14 protein-coding genes and 1 pseudogene are annotated in these 15,990 nt (G+C 71.8%); 9 read left to right on the plus strand and 6 right to left on the minus strand.

Translation table 11 applies throughout. From position 1 onward, the window contains the following. Positions 1-77: 77 nt before the first annotated feature. Positions 78-866: a maleylpyruvate isomerase family mycothiol-dependent enzyme gene (locus tag KZQ38_RS22075; protein ID WP_219444084.1), complete on the plus strand. Its 789-nt coding sequence runs from the start codon at positions 78-80 to the stop codon at positions 864-866. A 101-nt stretch (positions 867-967) separates the two neighbouring features. Here KZQ38_RS22075 and KZQ38_RS36360 read toward each other — a convergent pair. After that, positions 968-1,906: pseudogene (locus KZQ38_RS36360) on the minus strand (acyltransferase family protein); the annotation flags it as partial. A 127-nt stretch (positions 1,907-2,033) separates the two neighbouring features. Here KZQ38_RS36360 and KZQ38_RS22080 point away from each other — a divergent pair. The 4 genes from KZQ38_RS22080 to KZQ38_RS22095 all read left to right on the plus strand — a co-directional run bounded on the left by KZQ38_RS22080 (position 2,034) and on the right by KZQ38_RS22095 (position 6,182). After that, complete coding sequence (locus KZQ38_RS22080; protein ID WP_219444086.1) at positions 2,034-2,711, plus strand: MBL fold metallo-hydrolase; 678 nt, start codon at positions 2,034-2,036, stop codon at positions 2,709-2,711. Between the two features lie 882 nt (positions 2,712-3,593). Beyond that, on the plus strand, positions 3,594-3,899 hold the full coding sequence (locus KZQ38_RS22085) for a hypothetical protein (protein WP_219444088.1): 306 nt from the start codon (positions 3,594-3,596) through the stop codon (positions 3,897-3,899). Between the two features lie 43 nt (positions 3,900-3,942). After that, positions 3,943-4,695 (plus strand): SAM-dependent methyltransferase, encoded by a 753-nt coding sequence (locus KZQ38_RS22090; protein WP_219444090.1) that lies wholly within the window; start codon positions 3,943-3,945, stop codon positions 4,693-4,695. A gap of 179 nt (positions 4,696-4,874) precedes the next feature. Then, on the plus strand, positions 4,875-6,182 hold the full coding sequence (locus KZQ38_RS22095; protein ID WP_308258524.1) for an MFS transporter: 1,308 nt from the start codon (positions 4,875-4,877) through the stop codon (positions 6,180-6,182). Here KZQ38_RS22095 and KZQ38_RS22100 read toward each other — a convergent pair. Further along, entirely contained in the window at positions 6,177-7,058 is an 882-nt protein-coding gene (locus KZQ38_RS22100; protein WP_219444094.1) for a LysR family transcriptional regulator, read from the minus strand. The two genes, KZQ38_RS22095 and KZQ38_RS22100, sit on opposite strands and share 6 nt — an antisense overlap. A gap of 70 nt (positions 7,059-7,128) precedes the next feature. On the opposite strand from KZQ38_RS22100, the gene KZQ38_RS22105 reads away from it, so the two are divergent. Continuing rightward, entirely contained in the window at positions 7,129-7,971 is an 843-nt protein-coding gene (locus tag KZQ38_RS22105) for a dihydrodipicolinate synthase family protein (RefSeq protein WP_219444096.1), read from the plus strand. A gap of 464 nt (positions 7,972-8,435) precedes the next feature. After that, on the plus strand, positions 8,436-8,897 hold the full coding sequence (gene rnhA / locus KZQ38_RS22110; RefSeq protein WP_219444098.1) for a ribonuclease HI: 462 nt from the start codon (positions 8,436-8,438) through the stop codon (positions 8,895-8,897). Positions 8,898-8,903: 6 nt separating this feature from the next. Here rnhA and KZQ38_RS22115 read toward each other — a convergent pair whose 3' ends face one another. Beyond that, on the minus strand, positions 8,904-9,509 hold the full coding sequence (locus KZQ38_RS22115) for a response regulator transcription factor (RefSeq protein WP_219444100.1): 606 nt from the start codon (positions 9,507-9,509) through the stop codon (positions 8,904-8,906). 323 nt (positions 9,510-9,832) lie between these two features. After that, positions 9,833-10,972: an aminotransferase-like domain-containing protein gene (locus tag KZQ38_RS22120; protein WP_219444102.1), complete on the minus strand. Its 1,140-nt coding sequence runs from the start codon at positions 10,970-10,972 to the stop codon at positions 9,833-9,835. A gap of 825 nt (positions 10,973-11,797) precedes the next feature. On the opposite strand from KZQ38_RS22120, the gene KZQ38_RS22125 reads away from it, so the two are divergent. After that, complete coding sequence (locus tag KZQ38_RS22125; RefSeq protein ID WP_219444104.1) at positions 11,798-12,508, plus strand: S1 family peptidase; 711 nt, start codon at positions 11,798-11,800, stop codon at positions 12,506-12,508. Between the two features lie 104 nt (positions 12,509-12,612). Here KZQ38_RS22125 and KZQ38_RS22130 read toward each other — a convergent pair whose 3' ends face one another. Next, complete coding sequence (locus KZQ38_RS22130) at positions 12,613-14,265, minus strand: choice-of-anchor A family protein (protein WP_219444106.1); 1,653 nt, start codon at positions 14,263-14,265, stop codon at positions 12,613-12,615. Between the two features lie 95 nt (positions 14,266-14,360). Further along, positions 14,361-15,386, minus strand: a complete 1,026-nt coding sequence (locus KZQ38_RS22135) for a DNA polymerase IV (RefSeq protein WP_219444108.1) — start codon at positions 15,384-15,386, stop codon at positions 14,361-14,363. Positions 15,387-15,448: 62 nt separating this feature from the next. Here KZQ38_RS22135 and KZQ38_RS22140 point away from each other — a divergent pair, with 62 nt between their 5' ends. Then, positions 15,449-15,889, plus strand: a complete 441-nt coding sequence (locus tag KZQ38_RS22140) for a DUF309 domain-containing protein (RefSeq protein WP_219444110.1) — start codon at positions 15,449-15,451, stop codon at positions 15,887-15,889. The last annotated feature ends 101 nt before the right edge of the window (positions 15,890-15,990 follow it).

Below are 15,990 nucleotides of genomic sequence, written 5' to 3' on the forward strand. Positions count from 1 at the left end.
GCTCTACCGGTCGGTAGTGAACGCCCCTACGCTGGCACGATAGGCCATTCGGCCGCAGACGTCGGGGATGAGGTGCCATGAGCTTCGCTGATGCCGCACAGGTCCGGTCCGCCGGTACGAGCGTACCCGCGCCGCGCGAGCAGTCCGCCGCGGTGCAGGACGCCGTGACCGGTCTCGCCGAGGTGGAACGCGCCACACAGGCGCTGTACGAGGCGGTCGCGGAGCTGGACCAGGCCGCGCTGCGCGGGCCGAGCCTGCTGCCCGGCTGGAGCCGGGCCCACGTGGTGACCCACCTCGCCCGCAACGCCGACGGCCTGGTCAACCTGCTGACCTGGGCGAAGACCGGCGTCGAGCACCCGATGTACCCGAGCGCCGCCGACCGGGAGGCCGACATCGAGGAGGGCGCGGGCCGGCTGCCCCAGCTGCTGCGCGCCGACCTGGACGCGGCGTGCCAGCGGTTCGCGACCGCCGCCCGCGAGCTGCCGCCCACCGCGTGGGAGGCGGAGGTCGCGCACCCGCGCAACGGGCCGTTCCTGGCGCACCGCGTCCCGTGGCTGCGGCTGTGCGAGGTGTGGTTCCACCTGGTCGACCTCGACCGCGGCACCGGCTTCGACGACCTGCCCGAGCACCTGGTGGAGGGTTTCGTGGACACCGCGGTCGGGCAGTACGCCGACCGCGCGGACGTGCCCGACGCGCGGATCGACGTCACCCTGCCGGACGGCCGTCAGCGGAGCTGGGCGTTGACCGCCGCGAGTGAATCACCCGTCGTGGGCGGTTCCGCGGCGGACGTGCTCGGGTGGTTGACCGGTCGCCACAGCGGCGCGCGGCTCAGCGGCACCGCGCCGACGCTGCCCAGGTGGCTCTGAGCCGAGCGCAGGCGGGCGGCGAGCAGCAGGCGCAGCAGCAGCGGCCGTGAACCGGTGGTGAGCGCGCGGTGCGCGGGGCGTTCCACGAACCGGGTGAGCAGCCAGCCGAGCAGCACCGCGACACCCAGGAACGCGGTGAGCTGCACCCACGGCCCGCCGCCCGCCACCGCGGCCATCACCACGTAGCCGATCTCCTGGTGCACCAGGTACACCCCGTAGGAGATGCCGGCGAGCCACTTCACGGGCCGCCGGACGAGCCGCACGGGGCGGACGTCCCAGTCGGGGCCCTTGGCGCACGCGGCGACCAGCAGCAGCGTCACGCCCAGCGCCGCGGTCGACACCGGGTCGTCGCTGTGCACGCCCTGCGCCACCAGGACCGCGGCGAGGAGAGCGGTGAGGTGCCCCGTGCCCAACCGGTTCTTCGACCACAGCCAGATCCCGACGCCCGCCGAGAACAGTTGAGCGCGGTGCATCCCGAGGCCGTCGTAGACGGTGCGGACGAGACCGGGCTCCTCCGTCCAGATCCGCACGACCAGCGGTCCGAGCGCGATCGCCCACAGCAACGCCCGCAGCCGGGCGCCGCGCACCCGGGAGACCAGGAACGCGCCCGCCACGAAGCCGATCACCTGCACCGGCAGGGTCCAGTACGAGAAGTCGACCAGGCGCACCTCGGGGAACCAGTTCTGGAGCATGAGGACGTTGACCACGAGGTCGCGGGGTTCGAGTTCGCTCCACCCCTCGGGGGCCAGCCGGGTGAGCACCAGGTACGTCATCGTCGCCGCCGCGGCGTACGCGGGCAGGAGGCGGGCGAGGCGGTTGCGCAGGAAGCGCGCGGGCTCGCCCTTCGCCAGCGAGGCGCAGGCGAAGAAGGCCGAGATGACGACCAGCGTGCTGGCCCCCATCTCCAGGGAGACGGTGAACGCGGGGGCGCCGATTTCGCGGTGCACGGACGGCCCCGCGTGGGTCGCGTGCTGGAGCAGCACCACGGTCACCGCGAGGACGCGCAGGACGTCCCAGTTGATCCGGCGAGGAGTTGGCACGAGAGCGATATACCCAGTTCAGCGCGTATTCAAAGGAGGTCGTCGGACGGGCCTTGATCGTTACTAAGCCTATTGGACCAACCTGTAGGGATCCTGAAGGGTGCCTCGTCGACTAGCGTCAACGGCCGTGGACGTACTTGAGGACTACACGGGCCACGTCGAGCCCGACGGCCCGGCTACCCGCCGCACGCTGGACGAACTGACCATCACCAAGCTCTCCGTCGGCCCGATGGACAACAACGCCTACCTGTTGGTGTGCGGGAAGACGAACGAGGCCCTGTTGATCGACGCGGCGGCCGACCCGACGCGGATCTCGGACCTCATCGGCCACGACCGTGAGCGCCCACGCCTGAAGACGGTCGTCACCACCCACCGCCACCCGGACCACTGGGGCGCGCTGGGCGCCGTGGCGGGCGCCAACGGCTCGAACACCGTCGCCCACCCGTTGGACGCCGAGGTCCTCCCCGTCCCGCCGGACCAGCTGGTCGAGCACGGGGACACCGTGGTGGTCGGCGAGGTCCCGCTGACCGTGATCCACCTGCGCGGCCACACGCCGGGCTCGATCGCCCTCCTGTACCGCGGACCGGGCGGCCGGGCGCACCTCTTCACCGGCGACTCCCTGTTCCCCGGTGGCGTGGGGAAGACCAACTCGCCGGAGGACTTCACGTCCTTGTTCGACGACGTGAAGTCGCGGATCTTCGACGAACTGCCCGACGACACGTGGTTCTACCCGGGCCACGGCGACGACTCGACCCTGGGCGCCGAACGCCCTCACCTGGACGAGTGGCGCTCGCGCGGTTGGTGAATTGAAGCTTCCGGGCCGTCTGAGACATCAGGCGGCCCGTTTCGCTGTCGTGGCAGCCGAACCTCGGCGAACGACTCCTGTTCCCCCCGGTCTTCGGCGTTGCTGGCACAGGGCGGCAGCCCGCGTGCGGACGCGCCACCGCGCGGCCCCAAACCCGGATGACATTCCCCGTGGGGTGGAACGCGGAGCTTGATCGCCCGCGCAACACCCACTCGGCGAGGTTCGTCGATCGATCGAACCCGGATACCCTGGTCGCCCTTACCGGCGCACGCACCGACCCTCGGAGTGCTCGTGGTCGCCACCACATCGCCCCGCATGACGGTCCAGTACCACACCGAGGCTTTTCAGCCAGGCGGACAAGATCACCGCCCAGAAACGCCCCGTATGCGCGATCGATAATGCGCCGCTACGGGTGGCGCTCGGTTGCGTAGCCCACTTCCCCACTCGAACCGGGCACTTGCGGCTGAGCGCTTTCGCTCCCGCCGAGGACGACCCCGACGCGATCTCACTGGACATGCGGGTGGACCAACTCGTCCTCGCCTACTACCTCACGGAGATACTCGACGGTTGGCGGGAAACCTCCGACGAAGGATTCGCTGACGGCACGTTCGTGTCAACGTCGTGGAGCGAGGCGATGAGCCTTCGCGATTGGCAGGGAGCCTTCTCCGAAACAGAGAACCAGTAGCACCCAGCCGCTTTCGCACACCGTCCGGTAGCACCCCGCCGCGATTCGGTCGCCCTACGTGACACACCACCCCAGCCAGTCGCCCGGTTCGAGCGAATCCACTGGGCCAACCCGGTCCTCCCGGGCACGCAACACCCGAAGCGCCCGCCCAACGTGCAGTAGCTTGGCCCGCACCCCCGACACCGCGAGGAGCGCCGATGACAGATCCGTTGGCCGAGGTGCAGCGCCTGGTGAACGACTGGGAACGTGACGAGAAGGCGGTCCGCTACCGGGCGATGCGCCAAGAGGTCGAGCGCATCGCACTCACCGCGTCAGCCGCGAACGGCGCCGTGAGCGTGACCGTCGGGCACAACGGCATCCCCACCTGCGGAACCATGACCGACGCCGTCCACCACCTACCCCCACCCCAAATCGCCGCCGCCGTCACGGAGGCGATGGGCACGGCGCAAGCCGGCTACCCGGCCGAGCTGACCAGGATCGCCAGGCGGATGTCCGGCGGCTAAATGCACGCGCATTCGGCGTAACGGCTGTGTTAGACAGCCGATCATGGATCGACAGAAACTCAGCGCTCTGGCACACGCCGACCACCCGATCGCCGCGCCGCTAGCCGACCCCGCGGTGGACGACCTGATCGACCGCGCGGTCCGCCCCGGCGCGCACGTGCTCGACCTCGGGTGCGGCGAAGGGGCGTGGCTGTTGCGCGTGCTCAACCGGCGGCCGGGGGTCACGGCCGTCGGGGTTGACCTCTCCGGCGAGGGCTTCGACCGCACTCGCGCGGCGGCGGAGGCGGCCGGGGTCGCGGATCGGCTCGAACTCCTCCGGCAGGACGTCACCCGGTACGAGGCGGCACGGCCCGCCGATGTCGTGCTCAGCATCGGCGCGGCTTACGCGTTCGGCGGTCTGCTGCCCGCGTTGGCCGCCGCACGCGGGTACCTCGCCGATGACGGCGTCGTGCTGCTCGGCGACTGCTTCTGGGAACGCGAGCCGGACCCGGACCTGCGCGCGCAACTGGAGGACGGCCCGCAGAAGTACGCCGACCTGCCCACCACGGTCTCCCAGGTGGTGGCCGACGGGTGGACGCCGGTGCACGGGCACGTCAGCACCCTGGCGGAGTGGGACGCCTACGAGTGGAGCTGGACGGGGTCGGTCGCGCGTTGGGCCCTCGACCACCGCGACGACCCGGACGTCGAATCCGCCCTCCGCACCGCGAACGCCCACCGCGACCTGTGGCTTGGCGGCTACCGGGGCGTGCTCGGCTTCGTCACGCTGGTGCTGCGCCCCACCGTCGCACCGCGGTAACCGGTTGCCTTGGCGCGGTAAGGTTCTGCCGTGCCTGCTTCGGACTGGTCACGCCGCCACTAGCGGCGGCGTGAGACACCTCTTCGCTCCGCCGCGTCAGCGAGTCCATCGCCGGTGCGGCCCGATCAGGCTGCCCGGCTCCGTTTTCGCGGTTCGGAGCCTGTGTGCGTTTTCCCGTTGTGACAGCGGTTCTGCTGTCGTCGTTGTCGTTTCCGCTGACCATCACCGGGGCGTCGGTCGCGTTGCCGTCGCTCACCGCCGAACTGGGTGCTTCGCCCACGCAGGCGCAGTGGGTGGTGACCGGCTACAACCTCTGCTTCGCCGCGTTCCTGGCGTTCGGCGGGTCGTTGGCGGATGTGCTGGGCCGGCGGCGGTGGTACGTCGCCGGAGTGGGTTTGTTCCTCGTCGGCAGCGTGTTCTGCCTGCTGGCCGGGGATGTCGCGTTGCTCGTCGTCGCACGGCTGGTCGCCGGCACGGGCGCGGCGATCGCCACCGCGACCGGGCAATCGTTGCTGGCGGCGGTGTTCGACGGGGATCGGCGGACGCGCGTGTTCGGCGCGTTGGGGACGGTCCTCGGGATCGGGTTGGCGTTCGGGCCGACCGCGTCCGGGTTGCTGGTCGATTCCCTCGGCTGGCGGGCGGTGTTCGGGGCGCCGGCCGTGCTCGCCGGGCTGGCGCTGCTGCTGTGCCCCGCGCTGCCCGCCGTCGCGGGCGTCGGACGTCGGGTCGACTGGGCCGGCGGCGCGTTGTTCACGGTCGGCCTGGGCGCGTTGATCTGGTTGTTCGTCGAGGGACCCGGCTTGCCGCCGGCGGTCGTGGTGGCGGTGGCCGTCGTGGTTTTGTTGTGCGGCGCGGTGTTCGTCCGGGTGGAACGGCGACCGGACCCGATGTTCGACCTGGAGCTGTTGCGGCACCGGGGTTTTCGCGGCTACTCACTGGTGGCGGCGGCGATGATGGGACTGCTCGTGCCGCTGCTGGTGCACCTGCCGTCGTACCTGATCGACGTGATCGGCTTGGACGCCGCGGAAACCGGGCTGTGGATGCTGATGCTGACCGCGCCGTCGGTGCTGCTCCCCGGTCCGGGCGCGGCGATCGCACGCCGGTCGCCGCTCGTGCTCTCGGTGGGCGCGGTCGTGGTGAGTTCGACGGGCGTGGTGGCGTTGGTGGTGATCGGGCCGGACGTCGCGCCGTGGGCGTTGCTCGTGCCGTTGGTGCTGATCGGCACGGGGGTCGGCCTGACCACCGGCGTGGTCGACGGGTTGGCGATCTCCCGTGCGCCGCAAGGCAAAGCGGGCACGGCGGCCGGGTTGTTCAACACGGCGCGACTCGCCGCGGAAACGGTCGCGCTGGCCACGGCGGGTTCGGCTTTGGCTTACCTGACGGCGGAAAGCGGTTCCACGGTCGCGTTGCGCGTCGTGGTGGTGGCTTTGGGCTGCACCGGTTTCCTGGCCGCGCTCGCCGCCGCCCGGCTCTTGCGCCCGTCATGAAGCACCGTACGCCTCGGTCGCGGCACGCACCGCCGCCACGCACGCCGCGACCGCCGGGTGCCCCGACGCCGACCGCAGGTAGGCGATGCGGGTGCGGCGGCGGATCGGCAGCGGTGTCAGGTGGACGCCGCCCGGTGGGGCGTCCAGGGCCAGGCGCGGCACCAGGGACACGCCCTGCCCGGCGGCGACCAGTGCCAGCACGGTGGCGAAGTCGTCGGCGTGGTGGCGGGCGCGGGGCGTGAAACCCGTCGCGCGGCACACCCGTTCGGTGACCGCGTGGCACAGCGTGCCGGGGGTCGCGAGGACCCACGGCGCGGCGCGGACGTCGGCGAGCGAGGCGGCGGGCGTGGACGTGGCGAGGAAGACCTCTTCCTCCAGCAGCGGCACGCCCGCCAGCGCCGGGTCCGGGTCCACCGGTGCGACGTCGTAGTCCTGGAGCAGGCCCACGTCGAGGCGCCGGTCGTGCAGCGCGGCCGGGACGTCCACCGGGTCCAGTTCGGTGACCATCAGCTCCAGGCCGGGGTGGCGGCGGCCCAGGTCGACCAGCGCGGACGGCAGCAACGCGCGCACGGCGGTCGGGAACGCGCCGATGCGCAGCGGCCCGGTCAGGCCGGTGGCGAGCGCGGCCAGTGCGGATGACGCGCGGTCCAGGGCGTCCAGCACTTCGTGCGCGTGCGCGACCAGGACGCGTCCCGCGGCGGTGAGCGACACGCGTCGTCCGGTGCGTTCCAGCAGCGGCACGCCTGCTTCGCGCTCCAAAGTGGACAGTTGTTGGGAGACGGCGGACGGTGTGTAGGCGTGTGTCTGCGCGACGGCGGCGATGGTGCCGAGGCGGGACAGTTCGTGCAGCAGGCGCAGTCGGCGCACATCGAGCATCAGGTGAGCTTACGTTTCACGTCAGGAACGTTCACTGGACCTGGTGGTCATGTCGGGTGAGGCTGGCGGTATGACGCTTTCCGGAGTTTTCGTCCCGCTGGTCACCCCGTTCGATGAGGCGGGTGCCGTCGCCGTCGACGCGTTGGATCGGCTCGCGCGCGAGGTCTTGGACGACGGCGCGACCGGGCTGGTCGCGCTCGGCACCACCGGTGAACCGGCCGCGCTCACCGACGCCGAGCGGCGCACTGTGCTTGACGTGGTGGGTCGGGTGTGCCGTGAGCGATCCGCGCCACTGCTGGTCGGCGCGAACACCCGGGCCGAGCTGGTGGCGCTCGCGGACTCCGGCGCCACTGCCGCGTTGTGCGCCGTGCCCGCGTTCCTCCGGCCCGGGGAGGACGGCGTGGTCGCGCACTTCGCCACGCTGACCGGCCCCGTGCCGCTGGTCGTCTACCACGTCCCGTACCGGACCGGTCAACCGTTGTCGGCCGGCGCGATCCGGCGGCTGGCGGCGCTGCCGGGGGTGGTCGGGATCAAGCACGCGGTCGGTTCGGTGGACGCGGACACCATGGACCTGCTGACCAACCCGCCCGCCGACTTCGCGGTACTCGGCGGCGACGACGTGTTCATCTCGCCGATGCTGGCGCTGGGCGCACACGGCGGCATCCTGGCGTCCGCTCACTTCGCCACCCGTCGGTTCGCCGATCTGGTCGACGCTTGGCACACCGACCCGCCGCGTGCCCGAGCCTTGAGCGCTCCCCTCACCGCCGGGGCCGCCGCCCTGTTCGCCGCGCCGAACCCGACCCTGGTGAAGGCAGTGCTCCACGCCCGGGGCCGCATCCCCACCCCTGCCGTCCGCCTGCCGCTGCTGGCACCGGACCCGACGCTGGTGGACGCCGCGGTTCGCGCTTGGTGAGGCCCCGCCACTCTCGTCACTCGGTCGCCATCGCACCCGATCTGACCAGTGGTTGCACGGTCCAAGGTGCGCAACCCTGACCAAGGCAGAGTGCGCCCCCTCACCACTCCCCTGTTCAGCTCGTTCGGGTGAAGCGTCATGTGCAGGACAACCTGGTGACGGGTTCAGAGCATGAGCCTAAATAAGGCGGAGGCGGCCAGGCGGACCCCCAGTGGCGAGCCACCCGGCGACCCGACGCACTCCCCCACCGACGAGAAGGGACCCGATGATCACGACACGAACCAGGGAAGCCGCCTTGCGGAGTCACCCCCACCTACGCCCTCGCACCCGACGAGCCACGGCCCGTCCGGTCCAGAAGCCGGCAGCGGCTCCAGCCCAGCTGTCTATTAACCGGTTCGGCACCCATCGGCCAAGCGGCCGTGCGTGCCCGTCGGCAGTGGACCGGACGCCGCGTCCAGCCGGGTATGTTGCCCGGCGTGGGTGACGGCGTGGTGGAGATCTACACCGACGGGGCGTGCAGCGGAAATCCCGGCCCCGGCGGCTGGGGCGCGGTGTTGCGCTACGGGCGGCACGAGAAGGACCTGTACGGAGGGGACGCAGGCCCGACGACCAACAACCGGATGGAGCTGATGGCGCCGATCCAGGCGTTGGAGAGCCTCACCCGGCCGTCGGTGGTGCGGATCTACACGGACAGCACGTACGTCCGGAACGGGATCTTGTCGTGGATGGCGAAGTGGAAGGCCAACGGCTGGCTGACGAGCGCCAAGCAGCCGGTGAAGAACGCTGACCTGTGGCGGAGGTTGGATGACGCCGTCGCGCCGCATCAGGTGGAGTGGCATTGGGTGAAGGGGCACGCGGGCAACGTGGACAACGAGCGGGCCGACCAGTTGGCCGTCCGCGGGGTTCGGGAGGTCGCCGGACGGTGAGTGGGTTCAGAGCCAACCGTTGTCGTGGGCGGTGGTGAAGGCGTCTCGGCGGTTGGTTGCGCCTAGCTTCACTACGGCGGCGGAGAGGTAGTTGCGCACGGTTCCGCTGGACAAGCCCAGGCGGTGGGCTATCTCGGTTACCGGGGTGTCGTACTCGGCCTGTCTCAGCACTTCCAGCTCCCGCGGCGTCAGGGGGCAGGGTGGTGGGAGTAGGGCATTCGCCGCGATCGCCGGGTCGACGTAGTGGCCGCCCGCGTGCACTCGGCGGATCACGTCGGCCAGGGCTCCTGCGGTCGTGCCCTTGGGCAGGAGGCCCTTGGCGCCGGTGGCCAGGGCTCGGTGCGGGTGGGGTGGTTTGCCCTGGCCGGTCAGGACTACGACGGCGCAGGTGGGCAAGGCTTGGGACAGGGTGGCTGCTACCGCGAAGCCGTCGTGGTCCGGCATTGTGGCGTCTACTACCGCCACGTCTGGGCGGGTGGTCAGGGCCGCGGTGATCGTGGACTCGCCGTTGGCGGTCATTGCCACGACTTCCAGGTCGATTTCCAGGCGCAGCAGGGCGGCTAGCGCCACTCGGACCAGGTCCTCGTCGTCGGCTATCAGCACCCTGATCACGCCGACCTCCTCCGGGTGCCTGGCCGTGGAACCCGTTGGCTCGGCCCTGGTGGGTGGAGCCGACTGGATGGGGTGGTGGCCGGGGTCGGAGTTGATGGTGCATCACGGGGGGCTTGAGCGGACCGTTCTGTTGCGCCTCTGGGAGCCGCATTGTGTGGATTGGCATCTGGGGTGGACGCGCGGGGGTGCAGGCAGAGCGGGGCGGGAGAAGGGCGGGGTGGGAACGGGCGCGAGGAGGCGGAGGAGGGACGGGCGGCGAGGGGCGAACTGTGAGGAGCGGGCTGTGAGGGACGGCGTGGGTGGGCGGAGGTGGAGGGGCGGAGCTAGTGGAAGGCGGTGGCTAGGCGGCGCATTCCCTCCTCGATTTGGGGCACCGTGTTGGTGGTGAACGACAGGCGCATTGTGGAGGGGTTGGGGGTCGTGGCGTAGAAGGGTGCCCCTGGCACGAAGGCGACGTCTTGCGCCAGCGCCTTGGGCAGCAGTTCGCCCGTGTCCACGCCGTCGGGTAGTTCGACCCACACGAACATCCCGCCATCCGGGTCGCTCCAGCTCGCGCCGGGCGGCAGTGTGCTGGGCAACGCCCTGATCATCGCGTCCCGGCGTTCGCGGTACGCGGCGCGGAGGCCGGCGATGTGCCGGCCGATGTCGCCGGCACCCAGGTACACCGCCGCGGCGGCCTGGTCGATGGTGGAGGTGTGCAGGTCTGCCGCCTGTTTGACGATCACCAGGGAGCGCAGGAGTTCGGCCGGGCCGCGTAGCCAGCCCAGGCGTAGGCCGGGTGCGCCGATCTTCGAGAAGCTCCCCACGTGCAGCACGCGCTCGCTGTGCGCGGCCAGGGGTGGGAGGGGGTTGCCGCGGTAGCGCAATTCGCTGTACGGGTCGTCCTCCACCACCCACAGGCCGTGGCGGTCGGCTAGGGCGGCTACCCGGGCGCGGCGGTCGGCGGTCAGGGTTCGGCCGGTGGGGTTGGCGAAGGTGGGCACCAGGTACAGCATCGTCGGCCGTTCTCGCTTGACCACCTCGGCCAGCGCATCGGGGTCGATGCCGTGGTTGTCGCCGGGCACCGGGACCACGCGGGCCCCGGCCAGGCGGAACGCCTGGAGTGCCGCCAGGTAGGTGGGTTCCTCGACCGCCACCACCGAACCCGGCTCCAGGAGCGCGGTGACGGCCAGGGTGAGGGCCTGTTGCGAACCTGTGGTGACGACGAGGTCTTCGGCCCCGGTGGGCAGGCCGCGGTCGGTCAGCCGCTCGGCCACCCGGGCTCGCAGGTCGGGGTCGCCCTCGGTGGGCGCGTACTGGAGGGTGCGACGACTGAGGGCCTGGTCGAACGCGGTGCGCAGGGCCTCGACGTCGAACAGCTCGGGCGCGGGCAGGCCGCCCGCGAAGGAGATGACCTCGGGGCGAGCTGTGAGGGCGAGCAGGTCGCGGACCGGGGAGCTGCCGACGCGGTTGGTTTTGGACATGTCGGTTCCTTGGTGATGGATAACTGCGGACCGGGACGACCCGGATGACTGGGACCACTGGGATACCGGGACGACTGTGCGGGGCAGAGGGGAGGACGGTGGGAATGAGGGGGGAAGAGGGAGGCGCGGGCAGGGGCGGTGGAGGCAGGGGCGCGGGAGCGGGCGGTGTGGGGAGGGGCGCGGGGCTGCGGGAGGTGGGACGCGGCAGGCGCCGGAAGCGGCGGGCCCGGGAACGGGGAGCGCCCGAGGGGGCGGGGAGCGCGGTCGTGGCGCGCGAGGCCCACCGGGAGGGTGACGGTGGTCCGAACATCCTATGTCGGCCGTAGCGAAGGGCTAGTGGCGGCAGACGGTGGGCGGGTGGCGGCGGGTGGGTGGCGGCGGACGCCGGGTGGTGGCTGGTGACGGGTGGCGGGCGGCAGGCGGGTGGCAGGCGGCAGGCGGCAGGCGGCAAGTGACGGGTGGCGGGTGGCGGGTGGCGGGTGGCGGGACAGTAGGGGGGCGTTCCCGAGAGAGGTGGGTCGGGTATTCGGGGCCAGGGTCGCGACCGGGTGGGGACGATCTTGGTGGGGTCCGGCAATGCATTTCGGAAGGCACGTCGTTGATTCGGACGGCGGTGTCCGGGCGGCCGTCCGGCTCGCCGCCATTCACAGTTATTACCCCGTCGCCGCCTATGTCACCGCTGGTCATCGCACGCATACGGTCGGTCTAACATGACGCTATAACCGGTTCGGTATATCCCTTTTAACCCAATTGGGTGGTACGACTCTTCGTGACCAAAGACACCCTGTGCGCGAGTAATCGCGTGTCTTTCGGAAACGAGGAACCTTGCGAATCAAGAGGTTGATCCCCGCGCTCGCAGCCGCCCTGCTGTCGCTGCTCGCGCTGGCCCCGTCCGGTCAGGCGGCGCCGGTCGCCGCGGACGGTGGCGTCACGCCGTACATCATCGGCGGCGGCTACGCGTCGAACGCCCCCTGGGCGGCTCGGCTGTTCTCCAACGGTCGCCAGACCTGCTCCGCGACCATCATCGCCCCGACCTGGATCCTCACCGCCAAGCACTGCGTGAGCGGCGGCGGGTTGTCGTTCCGGATCGGCAGCCTGGACCAGACGTCCGGCGGCACGACGGCCAACGGCGCGCAGACCTACACGCACTCCTCCGACCTCGCGCTGGTCCGCCTGGACCGCTCGGTCTCGGGCACCTACGCCCGGCTCGCCGCGTCCTCGCCGGGCGCCGGCACGTCGGTGCAGGTCTACGGCTGGGGCGCGACGTCCCGCTGCGGTTCCGAGATCAACTGCCAGTCGCAGCTGCTGAAGGTCGCCAACGTCACCGTGTCCGGCTCGTGCACCGACGCCTACGGCGGCACCGCGGTGTGCGCCCGCCGCGGCAACGGCATCACCGCCGGTGGTGACTCGGGCGGCCCGATGATGTACAACGGCCAGCAGATCGGTGTGGCCTCCACCAGCGACCGGCAGACCACCACGGCGTACACCAACGTCACCCGGTACCGCTCCTGGATCCAGTCCATCGCCGGGGTCTGATCCCCGCGAACAGCCCGCCCGGCCCCTCCGCGGGTCCGGGCGGGTGCTCCCACCACGAACGGCGCACGGCCCGGACTCCTCCGGGCCGTGCGCCGTTTTTCGGGTCAGCCGCGTCGGCGGCGGGCGACCAGGGCCAGCAACGCGGTGCCGCCGATCAGCAGCAGCCAGCCGATCAGGACGGCCCAGCCGAGGTCCCCGCCGGTGCGGGCTAGGCCGTCGCCGTCGTCACGCGGGCCGGGGCGGGTGGTCACGCCGGAGTCGGTGGCCGAGCTGCCGTCCGCCGCACTGCTGGACGTCCTGCTCGTGGTCACGCCCGTCGTGGTGACGCCGGTGGTCGTCGTGCCGGTGGTGGTGACGCCGGTCGTGGTCGACGACGTCGTGCCGCTGGTGGCGGAACCGGTCGTGGTCGGTTCCGTCGTGGTCGGCTCCGTCGTCGTCGGCTCGGTCGTGGTGGTCGTCGGCTCCGTGGTGGTGGTGGTCGGCTCGGTGGTCGTGGTCGGCTCCGTTGTCGTGGTGGGCACCGTCGTGGTGGGCACGGTCGTGGTCGTCGTGGTGGTGGTCGTGGTCGGCTCGGTGGTGGTGGTCGTCGGCTCCGTGGTCGTGGTGGGCTCGGTGGTCGTGGTCGGCTCCGTCGTCGTCGTCGTTGTCGTGGTGGTGGTGGTCGGCACGGTCGTTGTCGTGGTGGTGGTAGTAGTCGTGGTGGTAGTGGTCGTGGTCGTCGTGGTGGTGGGCGCCGCGCAGGTGGGCAGGTCGCCGTTGAACGGGTACGCGTGGAACTCCTGGCCGCCGTTGCTGGACGCGCCGTGGGTCAGGGAGCCGGCGGAGTAGAAGCGGCCGTTCACGCCGGGTGAGGCGACCGTCGTCATGCTCGCCCCGTTGCCGACCAGGACGCTGCCCTGGAACTGGCCGCTGCCGGCGATGCCGACCTGGGACGCGTCCGGGAAGTTCCACAGCAGCCGCTCGCGCAGCAGGTTGAACGGGTTGTCGTCGGTCAGCGTGCCGCTGTAGCTGTTGATGACCCGGACGTCGCCGATCATGTTGATCAGCACGGTCGCGCCGTCGGGGATGTTGGCGAACTCGATGCCCTGCTGGGCGAGGTTCGCGCCGGCGATGTCGAAGTCCACGTTGAACACCTGGATCGGGGACCGGCCGTCGCCGGTGAACAACGTCCGGTAGCCCTCGTTGACGGCGGTGCCGGTGGCGGGCGCGGTCTTGTAGCACTGGCTGGCGGTGGTGAGTTGCAGCTCCAGGTTCCGGTACGGGTCGAACGCGTTGGGGTCCGGGCGGTCGGTGCCGGTGATGGTCCCGGACAGCGGGCCCGCGTGGTGCACGACGCCGCCTTCGGCGAGGAGCTGCTGGCCCGGCGCGATGGTCACGCCGCCGTCGGTGACGAGGAAGTCGGACCCGTCCGGCGGCGGCACGCGGGAGCCGACGCCGACGATGCCGATGTTGTAGATCGGCGATCCGCCGGACGCCTTGTTCTGGTCGAAGTTGCCGCCGACCACCACGCGGCCCTCGGCCTCGGCCGCCGCGAAGCGGACCAGGTAGTCGCCGCCGACGAACACGTTGATGCCGTCGTCGCGCCCGGCGAAGTCGCCGTTGTTGATCGGCGGGAACTTGCCGGGGCACTGCGGCCCGACGCACGGCCCGAGGCCGCCCGGCAGCGGGGCGGCCGCGCCGATCCCGTGGCACACGAGAGCGGTGATTAGGGCCGCCGCGCCGAACAGGCCGAGCAGGTGGATGCGGGTGCGCGACATGCGGTCGATGCTGCGGGGAGCCGCTCCGCTCGCGCGCGCGCAAAACCCCGGAGGTAACCCTCCCGGGGAAGCAGAACCCCCTGTCCGGGTGGTTTTCAGCCGAACTCGGCGCGGACGCCGAGCAACCGCACGGCGCGGTCCAGGTCGAGCCCGGCCAGGGCGGTGAGCGCGCCGTCCTCGATCGCCGCCGCGTCGGTCGCGGGCGCGGGCAGCGGCACGCCTCGGGTGGTGGTGCGGAAGGGTGCGAACCGGACCTTGACGGCGACGCGCACCGCGGGCCGCCCTTCGGCGCGGACGTCCTCGGCGACGCGTCGCGCGAGCAGCCGCACCTGCGTGCGGATCTCGTCGGCGCTGGTCAGGTCCTGTTGGAAGGTGGTTTCGCGGGACCGGGAACGCGCGACGCGCGGTGTGCCGCGGACGGTCGGGTCGCCCGCGCCGAGCGCGAGGTCCCGCAGGTGCGGTCCGGTGGCGGGGCCGAACCGGGTGGCCAGTGCCGCCGGGTCGGCGCGGGCGAGGTCGGCGACGGTGCGGATGTCGAGTTCGGCGAGTTTCGCGGCGGTCCGGCCGCCGACGCCCCAGAGCGCGGTCACCGGCCGCTCCGCCATCACGGCCACCCAGTTGTCCCTGGTGAGGCGGTAGACGCCGGCGGGTTTGGCGAAACCGGTGGCGAGTTTCGCGCGCAGCTTGTTGTCGCCGACGCCGACGGAGCAGGACAGGCCGGTGCGCTCGGCGACGGCCGCCCGCACGCGTGCCGCGAACGCCTCGGGGTCGGTGGTGCGGACGCCGAGGAACGCCTCGTCCCACCCGATGACCTCCACTTCGGCGGGCAGTTCCCGCAACGCGGCCATGACCCGCGCGGACACCGCCTCGTAGGCGGGCGGGTCGGTGGGCAGGAACACCGCGTCGGGGCACTTGCGGGCCGCGAGCTTCAACGGCATCCCGGAGTGGACGCCGAACGCGCGGGCCTCGTAGGAGGCGGTGGCCACGACGGCGCGGCGGGTCGGGTCGCCGGCGCCGCCGACGACCACCGGCCTGCCGCGCAGCTCGGGTCGGCGCGCGACCTCGACCGCCGCGATGAACTGGTCGAGGTCCACGTGCAGGACCCAGTCCTGTTCGGACACCGGCCCAGTATGGGCGCGCGGGTGACGTCGACGGCGGGTGCGCGACGTGACACGATCGGGGTGTGGAGGAGCGTGACCGCGACGAGACCGGCCGGGCCCGCAACGCACGTCCGCGGGACGGGTTGGGCCGTCCCCTGCCGTACGGGGCGGCCGGGGTGGAGCGCCAGCCGGAGGGCGTGGTGCGCCCGCCCGAGGTGGCGTTGGCGGAGGCGCAGCGGTTGTTGGACGACGGCAAGCCGTTCCACGCGCACGAGGTGCTGGAGGACGCGTGGAAGTCCGCGCCGGTGGAGGAGCGGGAGCTGTGGCGCGGGTTGGCGCAGCTCGCGGTGGGCCTCACGCACCTGGCGCGGGGCAACGCGAAGGGCGGCCGGAGCCTGCTGGCGCGGGGCGCGGACAACATCGAGCCGTTCCGGGACGCCGCGCCGCACGGGGTGGACGTGGTGGGGCTGGTGGCGTGGGCGCGGACCGCGACGCCGTCGCCGCCGCGCCTGGTGGGTCCGTGAAGTTGCGCCGAACGCACCGCTTGGGGTGTGCCGGGGCCGGGTAGGGACAGGGGCACCTACTCATCGGCACCTGACCCATCCGCACCTGACCCATCCGGGAG

It is taken from the genome of Saccharothrix obliqua (genome assembly GCF_019375475.1).
In the GTDB taxonomy this organism is placed as follows: domain Bacteria; phylum Actinomycetota; class Actinomycetes; order Mycobacteriales; family Pseudonocardiaceae; genus Actinosynnema; species Actinosynnema obliqua.

What these genes read in the sequence shown, in the direction of transcription:
- KZQ38_RS22075 (WP_219444084.1), top strand. Translation starts at nt 78, where the DNA reads ATGAGCTTCGCTGATGCCGCACAGGTCCGGTCCGCCGGTACGAGCGTA.
- KZQ38_RS22085 (WP_219444088.1), top strand. Translation starts at nt 3,594, where the DNA reads ATGACAGATCCGTTGGCCGAGGTGCAGCGCCTGGTGAACGACTGGGAA.
- KZQ38_RS22090 (WP_219444090.1), top strand. Translation starts at nt 3,943, where the DNA reads ATGGATCGACAGAAACTCAGCGCTCTGGCACACGCCGACCACCCGATC.
- KZQ38_RS22100 (WP_219444094.1), bottom strand. Translation starts at nt 7,058, where the DNA reads ATGCTCGATGTGCGCCGACTGCGCCTGCTGCACGAACTGTCCCGCCTC.
- KZQ38_RS22105 (WP_219444096.1), top strand. Translation starts at nt 7,129, where the DNA reads ATGACGCTTTCCGGAGTTTTCGTCCCGCTGGTCACCCCGTTCGATGAG.
- rnhA (WP_219444098.1), top strand. Translation starts at nt 8,436, where the DNA reads ATGTTGCCCGGCGTGGGTGACGGCGTGGTGGAGATCTACACCGACGGG.
- KZQ38_RS22120 (WP_219444102.1), bottom strand. Translation starts at nt 10,972, where the DNA reads ATGTCCAAAACCAACCGCGTCGGCAGCTCCCCGGTCCGCGACCTGCTC.
- KZQ38_RS22130 (WP_219444106.1), bottom strand. Translation starts at nt 14,265, where the DNA reads ATGTCGCGCACCCGCATCCACCTGCTCGGCCTGTTCGGCGCGGCGGCC.